Annotated in this window: 17 protein-coding genes and 1 tRNA gene; all 18 read right to left on the minus strand. The window is 64.9% G+C overall.

Annotated features, from left to right (window positions below):
* Nucleotides 1-56: 56 nt before the first annotated feature.
* Nucleotides 57-1,553, minus strand: coding sequence for a transcription termination factor NusA (gene nusA / locus F614_RS0107600; protein ID WP_018867802.1), 1,497 nt, complete (start codon nucleotides 1,551-1,553; stop codon nucleotides 57-59).
* 74 nt (nucleotides 1,554-1,627) lie between these two features.
* Nucleotides 1,628-2,083, minus strand: coding sequence for a ribosome maturation factor RimP (gene rimP / locus F614_RS0107605; protein ID WP_018867801.1), 456 nt, complete (start codon nucleotides 2,081-2,083; stop codon nucleotides 1,628-1,630).
* Nucleotides 2,084-2,296: 213 nt separating this feature from the next.
* Nucleotides 2,297-2,373 (minus strand) — tRNA-Met (locus tag F614_RS0107610).
* A 60-nt stretch (nucleotides 2,374-2,433) separates the two neighbouring features.
* Entirely contained in the window at nucleotides 2,434-2,778 is a 345-nt protein-coding gene (locus F614_RS0107615) for a DUF2818 family protein (protein WP_018867800.1), read from the minus strand.
* A 3-nt stretch (nucleotides 2,779-2,781) separates the two neighbouring features.
* A complete protein-coding gene (gene nuoN / locus F614_RS0107620; RefSeq protein WP_019558661.1) occupies nucleotides 2,782-4,230 on the minus strand; it encodes an NADH-quinone oxidoreductase subunit NuoN in 1,449 nt (482 codons plus the stop codon).
* Nucleotides 4,231-4,243: 13 nt separating this feature from the next.
* On the minus strand, nucleotides 4,244-5,758 hold the full coding sequence (locus F614_RS0107625) for an NADH-quinone oxidoreductase subunit M (protein WP_018867798.1): 1,515 nt from the start codon (nucleotides 5,756-5,758) through the stop codon (nucleotides 4,244-4,246).
* A gap of 52 nt (nucleotides 5,759-5,810) precedes the next feature.
* Nucleotides 5,811-7,820 carry an NADH-quinone oxidoreductase subunit L gene (gene nuoL, locus F614_RS0107630; RefSeq protein ID WP_018881793.1) on the minus strand — a complete coding sequence of 670 codons (2,010 nt, stop codon included), beginning with the start codon at nucleotides 7,818-7,820 and terminating at the stop codon, nucleotides 5,811-5,813.
* 6 nt (nucleotides 7,821-7,826) lie between these two features.
* Nucleotides 7,827-8,132, minus strand: coding sequence for an NADH-quinone oxidoreductase subunit NuoK (nuoK, locus tag F614_RS0107635; protein WP_018141813.1), 306 nt, complete (start codon nucleotides 8,130-8,132; stop codon nucleotides 7,827-7,829).
* Between the two features lie 99 nt (nucleotides 8,133-8,231).
* Nucleotides 8,232-8,888 (minus strand): NADH-quinone oxidoreductase subunit J, encoded by a 657-nt coding sequence (locus F614_RS0107640; RefSeq protein ID WP_018867796.1) that lies wholly within the window; start codon nucleotides 8,886-8,888, stop codon nucleotides 8,232-8,234.
* A 15-nt stretch (nucleotides 8,889-8,903) separates the two neighbouring features.
* The gene (gene nuoI / locus F614_RS0107645; protein ID WP_018141815.1) at nucleotides 8,904-9,392 is read right to left on the minus strand and encodes an NADH-quinone oxidoreductase subunit NuoI; all 489 of its coding nucleotides are present in this window, start codon (nucleotides 9,390-9,392) and stop codon (nucleotides 8,904-8,906) included.
* 10 nt (nucleotides 9,393-9,402) lie between these two features.
* A complete protein-coding gene (gene nuoH / locus F614_RS0107650; protein WP_018867795.1) occupies nucleotides 9,403-10,467 on the minus strand; it encodes an NADH-quinone oxidoreductase subunit NuoH in 1,065 nt (354 codons plus the stop codon).
* A gap of 12 nt (nucleotides 10,468-10,479) precedes the next feature.
* Nucleotides 10,480-12,879 carry an NADH-quinone oxidoreductase subunit NuoG gene (gene nuoG, locus F614_RS0107655; protein ID WP_018881327.1) on the minus strand — a complete coding sequence of 800 codons (2,400 nt, stop codon included), beginning with the start codon at nucleotides 12,877-12,879 and terminating at the stop codon, nucleotides 10,480-10,482.
* 33 nt (nucleotides 12,880-12,912) lie between these two features.
* Nucleotides 12,913-14,193, minus strand: a complete 1,281-nt coding sequence (gene nuoF / locus F614_RS0107660; protein ID WP_018867793.1) for an NADH-quinone oxidoreductase subunit NuoF — start codon at nucleotides 14,191-14,193, stop codon at nucleotides 12,913-12,915.
* Between the two features lies 1 nt (nucleotide 14,194).
* On the minus strand, nucleotides 14,195-14,725 hold the full coding sequence (gene nuoE, locus F614_RS0107665) for an NAD(P)H-dependent oxidoreductase subunit E (RefSeq protein WP_012982125.1): 531 nt from the start codon (nucleotides 14,723-14,725) through the stop codon (nucleotides 14,195-14,197).
* Nucleotides 14,725-15,978, minus strand: coding sequence for an NADH-quinone oxidoreductase subunit D (locus F614_RS0107670; RefSeq protein ID WP_019558662.1), 1,254 nt, complete (start codon nucleotides 15,976-15,978; stop codon nucleotides 14,725-14,727). The genes nuoE and F614_RS0107670 overlap by 1 nt, the downstream gene beginning before the upstream one ends.
* The gene (locus tag F614_RS0107675) at nucleotides 15,971-16,690 is read right to left on the minus strand and encodes an NADH-quinone oxidoreductase subunit C (RefSeq protein WP_018867791.1); all 720 of its coding nucleotides are present in this window, start codon (nucleotides 16,688-16,690) and stop codon (nucleotides 15,971-15,973) included. The genes F614_RS0107670 and F614_RS0107675 overlap by 8 nt, the downstream gene beginning before the upstream one ends.
* Before the next feature lie 17 nt (nucleotides 16,691-16,707).
* Nucleotides 16,708-17,184 (minus strand): NADH-quinone oxidoreductase subunit B family protein, encoded by a 477-nt coding sequence (locus F614_RS0107680; RefSeq protein ID WP_012982122.1) that lies wholly within the window; start codon nucleotides 17,182-17,184, stop codon nucleotides 16,708-16,710.
* Nucleotides 17,175-17,531, minus strand: coding sequence for an NADH-quinone oxidoreductase subunit A (locus F614_RS0107685; RefSeq protein ID WP_017941353.1), 357 nt, complete (start codon nucleotides 17,529-17,531; stop codon nucleotides 17,175-17,177). Before F614_RS0107685 ends, F614_RS0107680 begins: the two co-directional genes overlap by 10 nt.
* Nucleotides 17,532-17,568 lie beyond the last annotated feature (37 nt).

The following is a 17,568-nucleotide window of genomic DNA, read 5'->3' on the forward strand; positions in this document are numbered from 1 at the left end:
TCTTTTCAGGCCTGCCGACAGCCCGGATACGGGTTCGCGATAACGGCGACCGGGGCTTAATCCCCGGTCTCGAACCACGGGGCGCGCGCGGTCATGATCAGCGCCGACGCCTCTTCCGTATCCAGACCGGTCATCTCGACCACATCGTCGGATGCCTGCTCCGCCAGGTCCTCCATGGTGCACACGCCATGTGACGCCAGCTTGTTCGCCAGCGCCGCGGTCATGCCCTCCATGTTCAGGAGATCCTCGGCGGGCTGATAGCCCTCACGGCCTTCCTCGGCCGCAATGGCCTTGGTCAGAAGCGCATCGCTCGCGCGGTTGCGCAGCTCCTCGACCATGTCCTCGTCGAATTCCTCGATCGCGAGCAGCTCGGCCTCGTCCACGTAGGCCACCTCGTCCAGGGTGGTAAAGCCTTCCTGGACCAGAATGCCGGCGACTTCCTCGTCGACATCCAGGGCCTCCATGAAGAAGGTGACCAGCTGTTGTGCCTCGGCCTCGCTCTTCTCGGCCGCCTGTTCCTCGGTCATCACGTTCAGCTCCCAGCCGGTAAGCTGGGAGGCCAGGCGGATGTTCTGTCCGCCGCGACCGATCGCGAGCGACAGCTTGTCCTCCTCGACCGCGATGTCCATCGACTGCTTGTCCTCGTCGACCACGATCGACAGGACCTCGGCCGGCGACATCGCATTGATCACGAACTGGGCCGGGTTCTCGTCCCAGACGATGATGTCGATGCGCTCGCCCGCCAGTTCATTGGAGACCGACTGCACACGCGAGCCGCGCATGCCGACACAGGCCCCGACCGGATCCAGGCGCGGATCGTTCGAGCGCACCGCGATCTTCGCGCGCATGCCCGGATCGCGCGCCGCGCCCATGATGTCGATGATGTTCTGCCCGACCTCCGGCACCTCGAGCTTGAACAGCTCGATCAGGAACTCCGGCGCGGTACGGCTGAGGATCAGCTGCGGGCCGCGCGCCTCGGGACGGATCTCCTTGAGGAAGCCGCGCAGCCGGTCATTGGTGCGCACCGTCTCGCGGGGGATCATGTGCTCGCGCGGGATCAGCGCCTCGGCGTTGCTGCCAAGATCCACGTAGGTCCCGTTGCGATCGGTGCGCTTGACGATACCCATGACCAGCGTGCCTACGCGATCCTGGTACTCCTCGACCACCTTGGCGCGTTCGGCCTCGCGCACCTTCTGCACGATGACCTGCTTGGCGGTCTGGGCGGCGATACGCCCGAAGTCGACGGCCTCGACCGGCTCCTCGATCACGTCGCCAACCTGCGCGTCGGGGTTCTTCTGCTGGGCATAGGACAGCAGGATCTGGTACTCCGGGGACTCGAACTCCGGGTCCTCGTCGTCCACCACGGTCCAGCGGCGAAAGGCCTCGTAGTCGCCCTCCTCGCGGTCGATGCTTACACGCACGTCCATCTTGCCGCCGTGGTACTTGCGGGTCGCCATCGCCAGGGCCGATTCCAGGGCGTCGAAGATGATGTCCTTCTCCACTCCCTTCTCGTTCGCCACGGCATCGGCGACCAGCAGGATCTCCTTGTTCATGTCTTGCCTCTCCGCACTCGGCAGTCACCTGCCGATTCAACAAAAGCGTAGCAGCGTCCCACGCAGCAGCCGCGTTACAGCTGCTCCAGGACGCGCGCGTTGTGGATCGCGGCCAGCGGCAGCTCGTAGGCCATGCCGTCCACTTCCACCTCGATCATGGGTTCGTCCACCGACAGCAGCACGCCACGGAAATTGCGGCGATCGTGCTCCGGCCATGACAGGCGCACCTTCACCGGGTGTCCGATGTAGCGCCGGAACTGCTCGGGGGTAAACAGGGGGCGTTCAACGCCCGGGCTGGAAACTTCCAGGGTGTAGTTGCCCTTCAGGACCTGCTCGACTTCCAGTACCGCGCCCACCTGCTCGCTGACCCGCGCGCAGTCATCCACGGTGACGCCGTTCTCGCCGTCGATAAAGATCCGCACGACGGGCGGCTTGGAACCGGCGTGATACTCCAGCCCCCAAAGCTGCATTCCCTCCCCCTCGACCACCGGGGTGAGCAGCGTGTTCAGTTGTTCAGCCTTCTGCGACAAGGGCGTCTCGATCGACTCCGTCCCGATGGCGGGACCCGGAAACAAAAAAAGGGCGCCGAACGCCCCTCGTACACCTCTAACGATGGCTGCAGCGAAACGTCCGCTGCGAGGCGCGCGGGAGCGCGGCCTTAAGGACCCAACCCGGCCGCGAGCAGTTGCGGCCGGACCATCGATCCTTAACAAAAAGGCCCCATACGGGGCCTCTCTGACAATTGGTAGCGGGGGCAGGATTTGAACCTGCGACCTTCGGGTTATGAGCCCGACGAGCTGCCAGACTGCTCCACCCCGCATCCGAGACGCAGAACTATACCAAAGCGCCGTCCGGCGCCGCAAGGGTTTCCGATGATTATTTACCGGGTGCGGCGCTCGCCGGTGCGCAGATGCGGGCGCAGGTCGTAGCGCCAGATGTACCCCGGCAGCGCGAACATCGCGAACAGCGACAGGGTGATCACATAGAACTCCCAGCCCTGCGAATGGATGCCACCGGTTGCCTGGAACTCCAGCCCCTTGCCGATCAGCCCGGCGAGGATATAGAGCCCGAACCACTCGAAGATCCGGGTCCAGGGCCCCTTGGTCCCATTTTTCGGCAGCACCATCAACGCGATGCGTTCACTCAGCCACGGCAGGTTCGCGCTGATGAACGCGACTACCACAAACCCCCAGACGAGGGCCTCGAACGGAATCCACTGTGTCACGACTTACCCAATGATTGCGTAGTGGGTGAGAGACAGCAGAAGCCCCGGGAAAATTCCCAGCAGCAGTACCGCCAGCCCGTTGATGCTGAGCGCGGTGGCCAGCGCGCCGGACGGCTGCACCGGCTCCTCGGCGCCCTCCTGCGGGTCATCGAAGAACATCATCTTGACCACGCGGAGGTAGTAGAAGGCGCCAATGATGGAGAAGATCACCGCAACGATCGCCAGCCACACCAGGTCGGCGCCCACGGCCGCCTGGATCACCGCCAGCTTGGCGTAGAACCCGACGGTCGGCGGCACGCCGGCCATCGAGAACAGCAGCAACAGCATGATGAAGGCGAACCAGGGGTTACGCTTGGCCAGGCCCTTGAAGTCGTCGATCTGGTCGGCTTCATACCCCTTGCGCGACAGGAACACGATCATGCCGAAGCCACCGGCCGCGGTGATCGCGTAGACCATCACGTAGAACATCGCCGAGGCGTAGCCGCTGTCGGTCCCCGCCAGGATGCCCATGAACAGGAAACCGATATGGGCAATGGTCGAGTAGGCGAGCATGCGCTTGATACTGGTCTGCGCGATCGCAATCACGTTGCCCACCGCCAGCGACAGCACGGCCAGGATGATCAGCATCCCCTGCCAGTCCGCGTGCATCGGGCCCATGCCCTCCACCAGCAGGCGCATCAGGAAGGCGAACGCGGCGATCTTCGGCGCGGTGGCAATGAACAGCGTCACCGCCGTCGGGGCGCCGTCGTAGACATCCGGCACCCACATATGGAACGGCACCGCCCCCAGCTTGAAGGCGACGGCCACCACCAGGAACACCAGGCCGAACACCAGCGGGATGTTCAGGCTGTCGTCCGCGGCCACCAGCTCGGCGGCGATCACGGCGATATCCAGCGAGCCGGTCATGCCATAGATCATCGACATGCCGTACAGCAGCAGGCCGGAGGCCAGCGCGCCCAGCACGAAGTACTTCATCGCAGCCTCGGTCGCCCGGCTGTTGTCGCGCCAGAAGGCGACCAGCGCGTAGGACGACAGCGACAGCAGCTCCAGGCCCAGGTACAGGGTCAGCAGGTTGTGCCCGGAGATCATGATCATCATGCCGAGCACCGCAAACAGGCCCAGCACGTAGAACTCGCCCTTGTGGATACCGCGCTCCATCAGGTACGGACGGGCATACAGGAACACCAGGAAGCTGGTCACGTACACCGCGACCTTCAGGATGTCGGCCATCGGGTCCTTCACGAAGGTATCCGAGAAGGTCAGGACCGTCTCCGGCCCCATCAGCCACAGCGTCAGGCCGGCCGCCGCGACCAGCGTCGCCTGCACCAGGCCGTAGGTGACATCGCGCCGCGAATCCGGCAGGAACGCGTCGATCACCAGGATCAGGCACGCCATCCCGAGCACGAACATCTCGGGCACGGCGGGGAGGAAATTGGGGATCTCGAAATTCATGTCAGGCGTCCCTTCAGAGCTTCGACTGCGCGATATGCGCCACGAGGTGGTCGATGGTCGCGTTCATCACATCCAGCAGCGGCGCCGGCCACACACCCAGCAGCAGGGTGAAGAAGGCCAGCACGCCCATCAGGAAGAACTCGCGGCGGTTCATGTCGGACAGGCCGGCCACGTTGTCATTGGCCACCGCGCCGAAGATCACGCGCTTGACCAGCCACAGGGTGTAGCCCGCGGCCAGGATCAGCGTGGTCGCGGCGAGGAAGGCGATCCAGAAGTCCGCCTTGAACGCGGCCAGGATGACCATGAACTCGCCAACGAAGCCGGAGGTGCCCGGCAACCCGGTGTTGGCCATCGCGAACAGCACGAAGAACGCGGCGAACCACGGCATGGTGTTCACCACGCCACCGTAGTCGGCGATCTGCCGGCTGTGCAGGCGGTCGTACAGCACGCCAACCGCGAGGAACATCGCCGCCGAGATGAAGCCGTGCGAGATCATCTGCACCATGCCGCCGGCAATACCCAGCGAGGCCCCTTCCCAGTCACCGGTGTTGGAGTAGATGTAGAAGGCGAGGAAGAAGCCCAGGGTCACAAAACCCATGTGCGCGATCGACGAATAGGCGATCAGCTTCTTCATGTCGCTCTGGATCAGCGCCACCACGCCGATGTACACGATCGCGATCAGCGACAGCACGATCATCAGCGTATCCAGCACCGCGCTGGCATCCGGGGTAATCGGCAGCGAGAAGCGCAGGAAGCCGTAGCCCCCGATCTTCAGCATGATCGCGGCCAGGATCACCGAGCCGCCGGTGGGCGCCTCCACGTGCGCATCCGGCAGCCAGGTATGTACCGGGAACATCGGGATCTTCACCGCGAACGCCATGAAGAACGCGAGGAAGATCAGGATCTGCGCGGTCATGCCAATCTGCAGGGCATGGAAGTCCTGGATCAGGAAGCTGCCGGACTGGATGTACATCCAGATCAGCGCGACCAGCATGAACACCGAGCCGAGGAAGGTGTAGAGGAAGAACTTCAGCGTCGCATAGACGCGCCGCGGCCCGCCCCAGATCCCGATCACCAGGAACATCGGGATCAGCATCGCCTCGAAGAACACGTAGAACAGCACCGCGTCCATCGCCGCGAACATGCCGATCATCAGGCCTTCCATCACCAGCATCGCGGCCATGTAGTAGGCGATGCGGTCCTTCACCGATTCCCAGGCCGCCACCACGACCACCACGGTGATCAGCGTGGTCAGCAGGATCAGCGGCATGGAGATCCCGTCCACGCCCAGGTGGTAGTTCACGTTGAACGCGGGAATCCACGAGGCCAGCTCCTGGAACTGCATCTCCGCGGTGCCACGCTCGAACGCGAACCACAGCGGCAGACTGGCCACAAAGGTCGCCACGGCCACCGCGAGCCCGAGCCGCCGCGCGACATGGGGCGCGTCGCGCCCGGCGGCAAGCACCAGGAAGCCGCCGAGAATCGGCAGCCAGATCAACAGACTCAAGATAGGCCAGTCAGCAAACATGGTCGTTCCTTGAAACAGCGATGGACTTCGAGCGCATGGGTGTCGAAGCCGCTCAGATCACGTAGGCGAACATCAGGACCAGCAGGCCGATGATCATCACGAACGCATAGTGGTAGAGGAAGCCGGACTGCATGTGGCGAATGCGCGCGGCGATCCAGCCGACCGAGCGCGCAGTCCCGTTGACCAGCAGCCCGTCGATGATCAGCGCGTCACCGTAGCGCCACAGCGCACGGCCCAGTCGCACCGTCCCGCCGGCGAAGAACCAGTCGTTGAAGCGGTCGAAGCCATACTTGTCCTCGAGGATGCGCACGCCCAGCTTCAGCCGTTCGGCGATCACGCCCGGCAGTTCGGGCCGCTTCATGTACAGGTACCAGGCCGTACCCAGGCCGGCCATGGCCAGCCAGAACGCGGGCAGCATCAGGCCGTGCAGGACGAAGCCGATCACCCCGGTGTAGGTCTCGCCCTTGGTCGCCAGCACGTCCTGCTCCGGCAGCACGAACAGGCTGTCGGCGAAGAAGTCGCCGAACAGCATCGGGCCGATGAAGTAGCCGGCCACCACCGACGGGATCGCCAGCAGCACCAGCGGAACAGTCACTACCCACGGCGATTCCTTCGGCTGCAGCGGGCCGTGGTGATGATCGTCGGCATGCTCGTCGTCGTGGTCATCGCCATGGTCAGGCATGTACTTGTGCGCCTGGTCATAGCGCTCTTCGCCATGGAACACCATGAAGAACATGCGGAAGGTGTACAGCGCGGTCACGAACACCCCGGCCAGCACCAGCCAGTAGGCAAACGTCGCCCCCGGGATCTGCGAGTAGCCGACCGCCTCGATGATCGCGTCCTTGGAGAAGAACCCGGAGAAGAACGGGAACCCGATCAGCGCCAGCGAGCCGATCAGGGCGGTCACATAGGTGATCGGCATGTGGCGGCGCAGGCCGCCCATCGCGCGCATGTCCTGCAGGTGGTGCATCGCGATGATCACCGAGCCCGCGGCCAGGAACAGCAGCGCCTTGAAGAAGGCGTGCGTCATCAGGTGGAACAACCCGGCGGCGTAGGCCGAGGCGCCCAGCGCCACGGTCATGTAGCCCAGCTGCGACAGCGTCGAATACGCCACCACCCGCTTGATGTCGTTCTGGACAAGCCCGATCAGGCCCATGAAGAACGCGGTGATCGCCCCGATGATCAGGATGAACGACAGCGCCGGGACGGAGAACTCGTACAGCGGCGACATGCGCGCCACCATGAAGATGCCCGCGGTCACCATGGTCGCCGCGTGGATCAGCGCGGAGATCGGGGTCGGACCCTCCATGGAGTCCGGTAGCCAGACGTGCAGCGGCACCTGGGCGGATTTGCCCATCGCACCGATGAACAGGAAGATCAGCGCCAGATCCAGCAGGCCGAAGGTCCAGCCCGGCCAGATGGTGATGGTCGCATCCCGCATCGACTCGGCTTCGGCAAACACCTCGGTGTAGTTCAGGCTGCCGGCGTAGAACACCAGCGCGGCGATCCCGATCAGGAACCCGAAGTCCCCCACCCGGTTCACGATGAACGCCTTCATGTTGGCGTAGATCGCGGTCGGACGCTTGTACCAGAAGCCGATCAGCAGGTAGGAGACCAGACCCACGGCCTCCCAGCCGAAGAACAGCTGCATGAAGTTGTTCGCCATCACCAGCATCAGCATGGAGAAGGTGAACAGCGAGATGTAGGCGAAGAAGCGCTGGTAACCCGGATCGTCCTGCATGTAGCCGATGGTGTAGATGTGCACCATCAGCGACACGAAGGTGACCACCAGCATCATCATCGCGGTCAGGTTGTCGACCAGGAACCCGACCTCGAACTGGATGCCGTCGGAGACCATCCAGGTGTAGACGGTCTCGTTGTAGACCCCGGCATCCCCGAACACGTGGGCCCAGAACACCACCACGGACAGGATGAACGAGATCGCCACCCCCAGGATGGTGACGCTGTGCGCGCCGGTACGCCCGATCTGGCGGCCGAAAAGTCCGGCGGCGATCGCGCCGAACAGCGGCGCCAGAACGATAAGCAGATAGATCGTATCCATGGCCCGTTATCCCTTCATTGCGTCCATGTCCTGGACGTTGATGGTTCCGCGGTTACGGAACAGCAACACCAGGATGGCGAGGCCGATGGCCGCCTCGGCCGCGGCGACGGTCAGGATGAAGAACACGAACACCTGGCCCGCGAGGTCCTGCAGGAAGAACGAGAAGGCAATGAAGTTGATGTTGACCGCGAGCATCATCAGCTCGATGCACATCAACAGCACGATCACGTTTTTCCGATTCAGGAAGATCCCGGCCACGCTGATGGAAAACAAAAGCGCGGCCAGCACCAGGTAGTGCTCTAGCGTAATCATGTTCTAGCCCTGAGTTCTTTCGGGGGCGGCGTCCGCCCCCGGTGTCCGGGTCCCGCCGCGCGCGGCCGGGATCCCCGATTGGGATTGCACTCGGTTTGCCTACTTGGATTCGTCCTTGCCGCCCGGCGCGTCGGCCCCGGACCCCTGCCCACCCCGGCGCGGGGCCTTCTTCTTCTCCGACGCCATGGTGACCATGCGCACGCGACCCTCGCGGGAGACGGCCATCTGCTTGCCCGGATCGATGGACTTGTTGTCCGGGCGCTTGCGCATGGTCAGCGAGATCGCGGCGATGATCGCGACCAGCAGGATCACCGCGGCAATCTCGAACGGATACACGTATTCGGTGTACAGGATCGCGCCCAGGGCCTCGGTATTGGCGTACTCGGGCCCGGCGCGTTCCGGGACGTCCATGGTGATGTAGCGGGTAATCACCAGCACCAGCACGGTGGCCATGGCCAGCGCGACCACGATGCCCACCGGCAGGTACTCGGTGAAGCCCTCGCGCAGCTTGGCCAGGTTGATGTCCAGCATCATCACCACGAACAGGAACAGCACCATCACCGCGCCGACGTACACCAGCACCAGCACGATACCGAGGAACTCGGCCTCCGCCAGCAACCACAGCGCAGCGGCCGCCACGAAACACAGCACCAGGAACAGCGCGGCATGTACCGGGTTGCGCACACTGATCATGGCCAGCGCGCCGCCCAGCAGGATCGCGCCGAACAGATAGAAAAGGACGAGCTCGAAGGTCATGAGGCGTTCCCTGCGTTACCGGTAGGGGGCATCGACCGCGCGCGCCTGCGCGATCTCTTTTTCGAAGCGATCACCAATGGCCAGGAGCTTGTCCTTGGTCATGATCTGCTCGCCCCGGTTCTCGAAGTGGTACTCGAAGATGTGCGTCTCGACGATGGAATCCACCGGGCAGGCCTCCTCGCAGAAGCCGCAGAAGATGCACTTGAACAGGTCGATGTCATAGCGCGTGGTGCGGCGCGTGCCGTCGGCGCGCTCCTCGGAGTCGATGGTGATCGCCAGCGCCGGGCAGACCGCCTCGCACAGCTTGCAGGCGATGCAGCGCTCTTCCCCATTGGGGTAGCGGCGCAGGGCATGCAGGCCCCGGAATCGCGGCGACATCGGAGTCTTCTCGTCCGGGTACTGCACGGTGAACTTGCGACTCAGCAGGTAGCGCCCGGTCAGGCGCAGCCCCAGCAGCAGCTCGAAGAACAGGAAACTCTTGAAGAAACGGCGCACGGCTTTCATCTCGAACTCCTCACGCGAACCACGGGCCGACGTTGAAGGCGACCAGCACGCCCTCGACGAACAACCAGACGATGGTCACCGGGATCAGGACCTTCCAGCCCAGGCGCATGATCTGGTCATAGCGATAGCGCGGGAAGGTGGCGCGGAACCACAGGAAGGCGAACAGGAAGATCGCGGTCTTGAACAGGAACCAGTGGATCCCGTGATCCAGCAACGAACCGATCACCGGCAGATCGAAGGCGGCCGCCGGCAGGATCCCCTGGAACGGCGACAGCCAGCCGCCGAGGAACAGGATCGCGGTCAGCGCCGAGATCAGGATCATGTTGGCATATTCCGCGAGGAAGAACACCGCGAACGCCATGCCCGAGTATTCCACATGGAAACCCGCGACGATCTCGGACTCGCCTTCCGCGACGTCGAACGGGGCGCGGTTGGTCTCCGCGATCCCGGAGATGAAATACACGAAGAACATCGGCAGCAGCGGGAGCAGGAACCAGTGGTACATGCTCCCCGACTGCGCCTCGATAATCCCGCCCACGTTCAGGGTGCCGGCGGCCATCAGCACCCCGACCAGGGCAAAGCCCATCGCGATCTCGTAGGACACCAGCTGCGCGGCCGAACGCAGCGAACCCAGCAGCGCGTATTTCGAGTTCGAGGCCCAGCCGGCGATGATGATGCCGTACACACCCAGCGAGGTCAGCGCCAGCAGGTACAGGAGTCCGGCATTCACATCCGCCAGCGCCCCGCCCTCGAAGAACGGCACCACCGCCCAGGCGGCCAGGGCCGGGGCGATCGTCAGTACCGGCGCGCTCAGGAACAGAAAGCGGTTGGCGTTGGTCGGGAGGATGACCTCCTTGGTCAGCAGCTTCAGCGCATCCGCGATCGGCTGCAGCCAGCCCCGCGGGCCGACCCGGTTCGGGCCCACCCGCACGTGGGCGTAGCCAATCACCTTGCGCTCGGCAAAGGTGGTGTAGGCCACGGCCAGCATCAGCGGGATCACGATCAGCTGAATGCCGATCAGGATCTGCATCACGGTCGGCAGGCTGTAGAAGAGGTTCATCATCCAGTCGAACATGTCTTAAGTCCCTCAGGCCCGCGCCAGCGCGACCGTGGTGTTCGGCAGGCCGAGGGCCCCCATCGCCGCGGAGCCCGCGAAGGTCACGGCCAGGCCCGGCGGTACCGAATCGTCCAGCAGCAGGGTCAGTTCCGTCTCGGCCTTGCCCTGACGCAGCCGCACGCGACTGCCGTGGGCATGCCCGCCGGCGGAGTCGGGGTGCACCAGCACGCTCTCCGCCAGTTGCCCCTCGGGGCTGGTCTGCAACGGCTCGGCGCGGCGAAGCAGCGGATCGCCGCTGTAGAGAGCGGCCGCCTGCACGCGCAGAAGGCCCTCGCCGCTGCCGGCCTCGGGCAGTTCCACATGCACCTTGTTCAGGTTGACGCCCGTGTCGAAGCTGGCATCGGCCAGCTGCCCCTTCAGCTCGTCCCGCACCGCAGGCGAGTCGAGATAATCGAAGCCGGCCTGCTCCAGCAGGTTGCCCAGCACACGCCACACCTTCCACCCGGGGCGCGCGTCATCCGGCGTGCGCGCGGCGGCGCGGAAGCTCTGCCAGCGACCCTCGGCGTTCACGAAGGTTCCGGAGTGCTCGAAGCTGGTGGCGATCGGCAGCAGAACATCGGCGACCGCCTCGAGGTCCTCGTTCGCGAAACTGGTGAGTGCGACGACCAGCCCGGCCTGTTGCAGGGCCGCGCGGAAGGCGACCGGGTCGGCGCCGTCACGCCCCGGCTCGAGCCCGGCGATCACGAAGGCGTCGCGGCCCTGTTCCAGCATCGCGGCGGCATCGGCGCCGGCAGTCTCCAGCTCGCGGCCGGCCGGACCGCGATGCGGCAGTACACCCGCGAGCCATGCGCCCCCGGCATTGGCGCCCTGCGGGAGGTAGCCCAGGCTCGCCCCGGTATGCTTGGCGATCCAGCCGGCCAGGGCCCGCAACGTGGAGAAGGCCGGCCCCTGCATCGCGGCAGCCCCGAGCAGGACGTGACCCTGCTTCGCGTCCAGCAGGGCCCGCGCGGCGCGTTCGAAGGCCTCGCGCGTGGCGGGGTCGTCGGTCTCGGCCGCCTTGACGACCTTTTCCAGCTTCTTCGGCAGCGCCTTGCCGGCCGCGGCGATCTGTCCGGCGACCCCGGCCAGCGCCAGCACCTGGTCGTGCGCGTCACCGACCAGCTGGGCCTGCACCGGATAGGTCAGATCCAGCAGCATGTCGTTGATCAGGCTGACCCGGGCACCACGCGAGGCGGCCTTGCGCAGGCGGTGCGCAATCAGCGGCTGCTCGCGACGCGGGTTGCTGCCGACCAGCAGGACGCCATCGGCGTTTTCCAGATCGCCGATCGCGGCACCCAGATAGGGGAACAGCGGCGCTGCGGCCTCGTCGCGGAAATCGCGCTGGTTCACGCGGTGATCGATATCGGTCACACCCATGCCGCGCAGCACCTTCTGCGCGAGATAGTGCTCCTCCAGCGAGAGCGAAGGCGACAACAGGGCGCCGATGCGCTCCGGAGCGACCTCTTTGAGGCCCTCGACCGCATAGCTCAGCGCGGTCTCCCAGGAGACCTCCTGCCACTGGCCATCGACCTTGATGCGCGGACGGGTCAGGCGATCCTCGGCGTACAGGCCCGTGTAGCTGAAACGGTCGCGGTCGGAGATCCAGGTCTCGTTGACGGCCTCGTTCTCGCGCGGGACCACGCGCATCGCGCGGCCGTCATCGGTATGCAAAAACAGGTTGGAGCCCACGGCATCGTGCGGGGCAATGGTGGCGGCCTGGGCATATTCCCAGGCACGCGCGCCATAGCGCGACGGCTTGGCGGTCAGCGCGCCCACCGGGCACAGGTCGATCACGTTGCCCGACAGCTCGTGGGCGACGGTCTTCTCGACGTAGGTGCCGATGCGCATGTGCTCGCCGCGCCCGGTCGCCCCCAGCTCGCGCACCCCGGCGATCTCCTCGCCGAAGCGCACACAACGGGTGCAGTGGATGCAGCGGGTCATCTCGGTCTCGATCAGCGGACCGATGTCCTTGTCCTTCACCACGCGCTTGGCCTCGGTGTAGGTGGACACGCTCTCGCCGTAGCCCATGGCCACGTCCTGCAGCTCGCACTCGCCGCCCTGATCGCAGATCGGGCAATCCAGCGGGTGGTTGATCAGCAGGAACTCCATGGTCCCCTTCTGCGCGCGCAGCGCCAGCGGGGACTGGGTGTACACCTTCATCCCGTCCATCACGGGCGTCGCACAGGCCGGCAGCGGCTTCGGCGCCTTCTCCACCTCCACCAGGCACATGCGGCAGTTGGCCGCCACCGACAGCTTCTTGTGATAGCAGAAGCGCGGGATGCGGATATCGGCATCATCGGCGACGTCGATGAGCATGGCGCCCTTTGGCGCCTCCACCGTACGGCCGTCAATCTCGATGCTGACCAGATCCTGTTTCTGATCCTGACTCATGCTCGATTCCTGATGCGATGGCGCGGTAGAGCGTCAGGCGGCGTCTGCCACCGGGCTCCGGCCGTGCTGGATGTAGTATTCGAATTCGTGGCGGAAGTGCTTGACGAAGCTGCGCACCGGCATGGCCGCGGCGTCGCCCAGGGCGCAGATGGTGTGCCCCTCGATCTTGCTCGCCACGTCGTCCAGGCGTTCCAGGTCCTCGGGACGGCCCTGGCCTTCCACGATGCGGGTCAGCATGCGGTAGAGCCAGCCGGTCCCCTCGCGGCAGGGCGTGCACTGGCCGCAGGACTCGGAGAAGTAGAAACGCGAGATGCGCTGCAGGGCCTTGACCATGTCGGCGGTCTCGTCCATCACGATCACCGCGCCGGAACCCAGCATGGAGCCGGCATGGGCGATGGAGTCGAAGTCCATGTTGGCCTGCAGCATCACGTCGCCCGGGACCACCGGCACCGAGGAGCCGCCCGGGATCACCGCCTTCAGCTTGCGGCCGTTCAGCACCCCGCCGGCCATCTCGAGGAGATCCTTGAACGGCGTGCCCAGCGGGATCTCGTAGTTGCCCGGCTTGTTCACATGCCCGGAGACGGAGAACAGCTTCTCGCCACCCGACTTGGGCACGCCGAGATCCGCGAACCACTGGCCACCATTCCGAATGATGGACGGGATGGACGCCAGCGACTCGGTGTTGTTGATCGTGGTCGGCTTGCCGTACAGACCGAAGTTGGCCGGGAACGGCGGCTTGAAGCGCGGCTGGCCCTTCTTGCCCTCCAGCGACTCCAGCAGGGCCGTCTCCTCGCCACAGATGTAGGCGCCCGCGCCCAGCGACGGGTGGAGATCGAAGTCGACCCCGGACCCGAAGATATCCTTGCCGAGATAACCGGCCTCGTAGGCCTCTTTCAGGGCCGCGGTGAAGCGCGTGTTCACCTCGTCCATGAACTCGCCGCGCATGTAGTTGTAGCCCACGGTCGCGCCAATCGCGTAGCCGGCGATCGCCATGCCCTCGATCAGGGCATGCGGGTTGTACATCAGGATCTCGCGGTCCTTGCAGGTGCCCGGCTCGGATTCGTCCGAATTGCAGACGATGTACTTCTGGCCCGGGGTGTTGCGCGGCATGAAGGACCATTTGAGCCCGGTCGGGAAGCCCGCGCCACCGCGGCCGCGCAGGTTGGAGGTCTTGACCTCCTCGATCACGTCCTCGGGGGCCATCTTGCCCTTGTAGACCTTCTCCAGCGCCTGGTAGCCGCCGACGCTCTTGTAGGTCTCGAGCGAGGCCGGATCGTCCAGGTAGCGGGTCGCAAAGCAGATCTGGTTGGCCATGCTACTTCTCCAGACCGTCGAGGATCTCGTCGACCTTCTCGGGCGTGAGATTCTCGTAGTAGACGTGATCCACCTGCATCATCGGGGCGCCACAGCAGGCCGCCAGGCACTCCTCTTCCATCTTCAGGTAGAACTTGCCGTCCGGCGTGCTCTCGCCGAGCTTGATGCCGAGACGGTTCTCCAGGTGCTCGATGATCTGTTCCGAGCCGCGCAGCATGCAGGAGATGTTGTTGCACACCATGATCGTGTGCTTGCCGACCGGCTCCAGCTCGTACATCGAATAGAACGAGCCCACCTCGTACACCGCGATCGCCGGCAGGCCGAGGTACTCGGCGACGGCGTCCATTTTGGCGGTGGAGAGATAGCCATCCTCGTGCTGCACCGCGCGCAGGGCGCCCAGCACCGCGGAGCGCTTCTGGTCTTCGGGATAGCGCGCCAGCCAGGCGTCGATCTCTTCGCGCTCGTGGTCGCTGAGCTCCACCTTCTTGCCGGCGGGCTTGTGGAAGGCGACGGTTTTCTGTTCGGCAGCCATCAGCGGTCGATCTCCCCGAATACGATGTCCTGGGTCCCGATAATGGCGACCACATCGGCCAGCATGTGGCCGCGCGCCATCTCGTCCAGCGCGGACAGGTGCACAAAGCCCGGCGGGCGAACCTTCAGGCGATAGGGCTTGTTGGAACCATCGGAGACCAGATACACCCCGAACTCGCCCTTCGGATGCTCCACCGCGGCGTAGGCCTCGCCTTCCGGCAGGCACATGCCCTCGGTGAACAGCTTGAAGTGGTGGATCAGGGCCTCCATGTCGGCCTTCATCTCCTCGCGCTTCGGCGGGGTGATCTTGTGATCCTCCAGCAGCACCGGGCCCGGGTTCTGGCGCAGCCAGTCCACGCACTGACGGATGATGCGGTTGGACTGGCGCATCTCCTCGATGCGCACCAGATAGCGGTCGTAGCAGTCGCCGTTAACGCCCACCGGGATATCGAAATCGAGGCGGTCATAGACCTCGTAGGGCTGCTTCTTGCGCAGGTCCCACTCGATGCCGGAGCCGCGCAGCATCGGACCGGTAAAGCCCAGCTGCTTGGCACGGTCGGGATCGACCACGCCGATGCCCACGGTGCGCTGCTTCCAGATCCGGTTGTCAGTCAGCAGGGTCTCGTATTCGTCCACGCAGCCCGGGAAGCGCTCGGTAAAGGCCTCGATGAAGTCCAGCAGCGAGCCCTGGCGAATCCGGTTCAGGTCGTCCACGACCTCCTGGGACTTCCAGGACGACGGCTGATACTTCGGCATCGTGCCCGGCAGGTCGCGCGCGACGCCGCCCGGACGGTAATAGGTCGCGTGCATGCGCGCACCCGAGACCGCCTCGTAGCAGTCCATCAGGTCCTCGCGCTCGCGGAAGGCATACAGGAACACCGCCATCGCGCCGATATCCAGCGCATGCGCACCCAGCCACATCAGGTGATTCAGGATGCGGGTGATCTCGTCGAACATTACCCGGATGTACTGCGCCCGCAGCGGGGCCTCGATGCCCAGCAGCCTCTCCATCGCCAGCACGTAGCCGTGCTCGTTGGCCATCATCGACACGTAGTCGAGACGGTCCATGTAGCCGATGGACTGGTTGTAGGGCTTGCTCTCGGCGAGCTTCTCGGTGCCGCGGTGCAGCAGGCCGATATGCGGGTCGGCGCGCTGCACGACCTCGCCGTCCATCTCCAGCACCAGACGCAGCACGCCGTGGGCGGACGGATGCTGCGGCCCGAAGTTCAGGGTGAAGTTGCGAATCTCAGGCATTCTCGGCTCCTTCGCCCGGCTTCTCGCCCTCGCTGTAGCGATGGTCGTCGCGGATCACCTTGGGCACCAGCACGCGGGGCTCGATGGTCACTGGCTGGTACACCACGCGCGCCTGTTCGGCGTCGTAACGCATCTCGACGTGGCCGATCAGCGGGAAGTCCTTGCGGAACGGGTGGCCGACAAAGCCGTAGTCGGTGAGGATGCGGCGCAGGTCCGGGTGCCCGGAGAACAGGATGCCGAACAGATCGAAGGCCTCGCGCTCGAACCAGTTGGCCGAGGCCCAGACCTCCACCAGCGACTCGATCTCGGGAAATTCCTCATCGTCCAGCCAGGCCCGCATGCGGACGCGGCGGTTGTGCGCCACCGACAGGAGGTGGGCCACCACGGTAAAGCGCGGCCCGTCCCAGTTGGAATCTTCCGGCGCGTCATCGAAGGTGAAGCGCCCCGAGGTCGCGGCCTCGACTCCCCGGGAGAAGCCCGTATTAGTAGCGGAATCGGTACCCCACTCGTCCTGGCCGTATTCGAGGTAATCCACCCCGCACAGGTCGATCAGGATCTCGAAACCCAGCGCATCACGGAGCTTCTCGCCCGCCTCGCGCCAGGACCCGGGCGTGATATCGACGGTGATCTCGTCGTTCGCCTCGTGCAGGCTTTCCAGGGCATCGCCCAGTTCCGCCCGCAGGGCGTCGATCCAGTTGTCTTGTTCAGCCATCGGAAACCCCGGGTGCGTCAGCGCGCGATGGTGTTCGTGCGCCGGATCTTGTTCTGCAGCTGGATGATGCCGTAGAGCAGCGCCTCGGCCGTCGGCGGGCAACCCGGCACGTAGACATCCACCGGCACGATGCGGTCGCAGCCGCGCACGACGGCGTAGGAGTAGTGGTAGTACCCGCCCCCGTTGGCACAGGAGCCCATGGAGATCACCCAGCGTGGCTCGGGCATCTGGTCGTAGACCTTGCGCAGGGCCGGGGCCATCTTGTTGACCAGGGTGCCGGCGACGATCATCACGTCCGACTGGCGCGGACTGGGCCGGAAGATAATCCCGAAGCGGTCGAGGTCATAGCGCGCCGCACCGGCGTGCATCATCTCCACCGCGCAGCACGCCAGGCCGAAGGTCATCGGCCACAGGGAGCCGGTACGGGCCCAGTTGATGAGCTTGTCCGCCGAGGTCGTGACGAAGCCCTTTTCAAGAACGCCTTCTATTCCCATTCCAGCGCCCCCTTCTTCCACTCGTAAATGAAACCGACCACCAGAATGACGAGAAACAGCGCCATCGCAAGAAGCCCGAACAGGCCAATGGTGTCTAGCGACACTGCCCACGGGAACAGGAAGGCGATCTCCAGATCGAAGATGATGAACAGGATCGCCACCAGGTAGAAGCGCACATCAAACTTGAGCCGCGAGTCCTCGAAGGCCTCGAAGCCGCACTCGTAGGGCGAGTTCTTGGCGGCGTCCGGCTTGCGCGGACCCACCGCCATACCGACGATCAGCGGTACGATCCCGATCACGATGCCCACTGCGATGAACAGCAGGATGGGTAGATAACCTTCCAGCATTTCTCTCTCCCGTACGCCGCCTCTGGCGGGCAGGTTC

This window comes from Thioalkalivibrio sp. ALE12 (assembly GCF_000381105.1).
Taxonomy (GTDB): domain Bacteria; phylum Pseudomonadota; class Gammaproteobacteria; order Ectothiorhodospirales; family Ectothiorhodospiraceae; genus Thioalkalivibrio.

Bases quoted from the DNA above. Each gene is read 5' to 3' on its own strand.
- nusA (WP_018867802.1), bottom strand. From the start codon at position 1,553: ATGAACAAGGAGATCCTGCTGGTCGCCGATGCCGTGGCGAACGAGAAG.
- nuoN (WP_019558661.1), bottom strand. From the start codon at position 4,230: ATGAATTTCGAGATCCCCAATTTCCTCCCCGCCGTGCCCGAGATGTTC.
- F614_RS0107625 (WP_018867798.1), bottom strand. From the start codon at position 5,758: ATGTTTGCTGACTGGCCTATCTTGAGTCTGTTGATCTGGCTGCCGATT.
- nuoL (WP_018881793.1), bottom strand. From the start codon at position 7,820: ATGGATACGATCTATCTGCTTATCGTTCTGGCGCCGCTGTTCGGCGCG.
- nuoK (WP_018141813.1), bottom strand. From the start codon at position 8,132: ATGATTACGCTAGAGCACTACCTGGTGCTGGCCGCGCTTTTGTTTTCC.
- F614_RS0107640 (WP_018867796.1), bottom strand. From the start codon at position 8,888: ATGACCTTCGAGCTCGTCCTTTTCTATCTGTTCGGCGCGATCCTGCTG.
- nuoI (WP_018141815.1), bottom strand. From the start codon at position 9,392: ATGAAAGCCGTGCGCCGTTTCTTCAAGAGTTTCCTGTTCTTCGAGCTG.
- nuoH (WP_018867795.1), bottom strand. From the start codon at position 10,467: ATGTTCGACTGGATGATGAACCTCTTCTACAGCCTGCCGACCGTGATG.
- nuoG (WP_018881327.1), bottom strand. From the start codon at position 12,879: ATGAGTCAGGATCAGAAACAGGATCTGGTCAGCATCGAGATTGACGGC.
- nuoF (WP_018867793.1), bottom strand. From the start codon at position 14,193: ATGGCCAACCAGATCTGCTTTGCGACCCGCTACCTGGACGATCCGGCC.
- nuoE (WP_012982125.1), bottom strand. From the start codon at position 14,725: ATGGCTGCCGAACAGAAAACCGTCGCCTTCCACAAGCCCGCCGGCAAG.
- F614_RS0107670 (WP_019558662.1), bottom strand. From the start codon at position 15,978: ATGCCTGAGATTCGCAACTTCACCCTGAACTTCGGGCCGCAGCATCCG.
- F614_RS0107675 (WP_018867791.1), bottom strand. From the start codon at position 16,690: ATGGCTGAACAAGACAACTGGATCGACGCCCTGCGGGCGGAACTGGGC.
- F614_RS0107680 (WP_012982122.1), bottom strand. From the start codon at position 17,184: ATGGGAATAGAAGGCGTTCTTGAAAAGGGCTTCGTCACGACCTCGGCG.
- F614_RS0107685 (WP_017941353.1), bottom strand. From the start codon at position 17,531: ATGCTGGAAGGTTATCTACCCATCCTGCTGTTCATCGCAGTGGGCATC.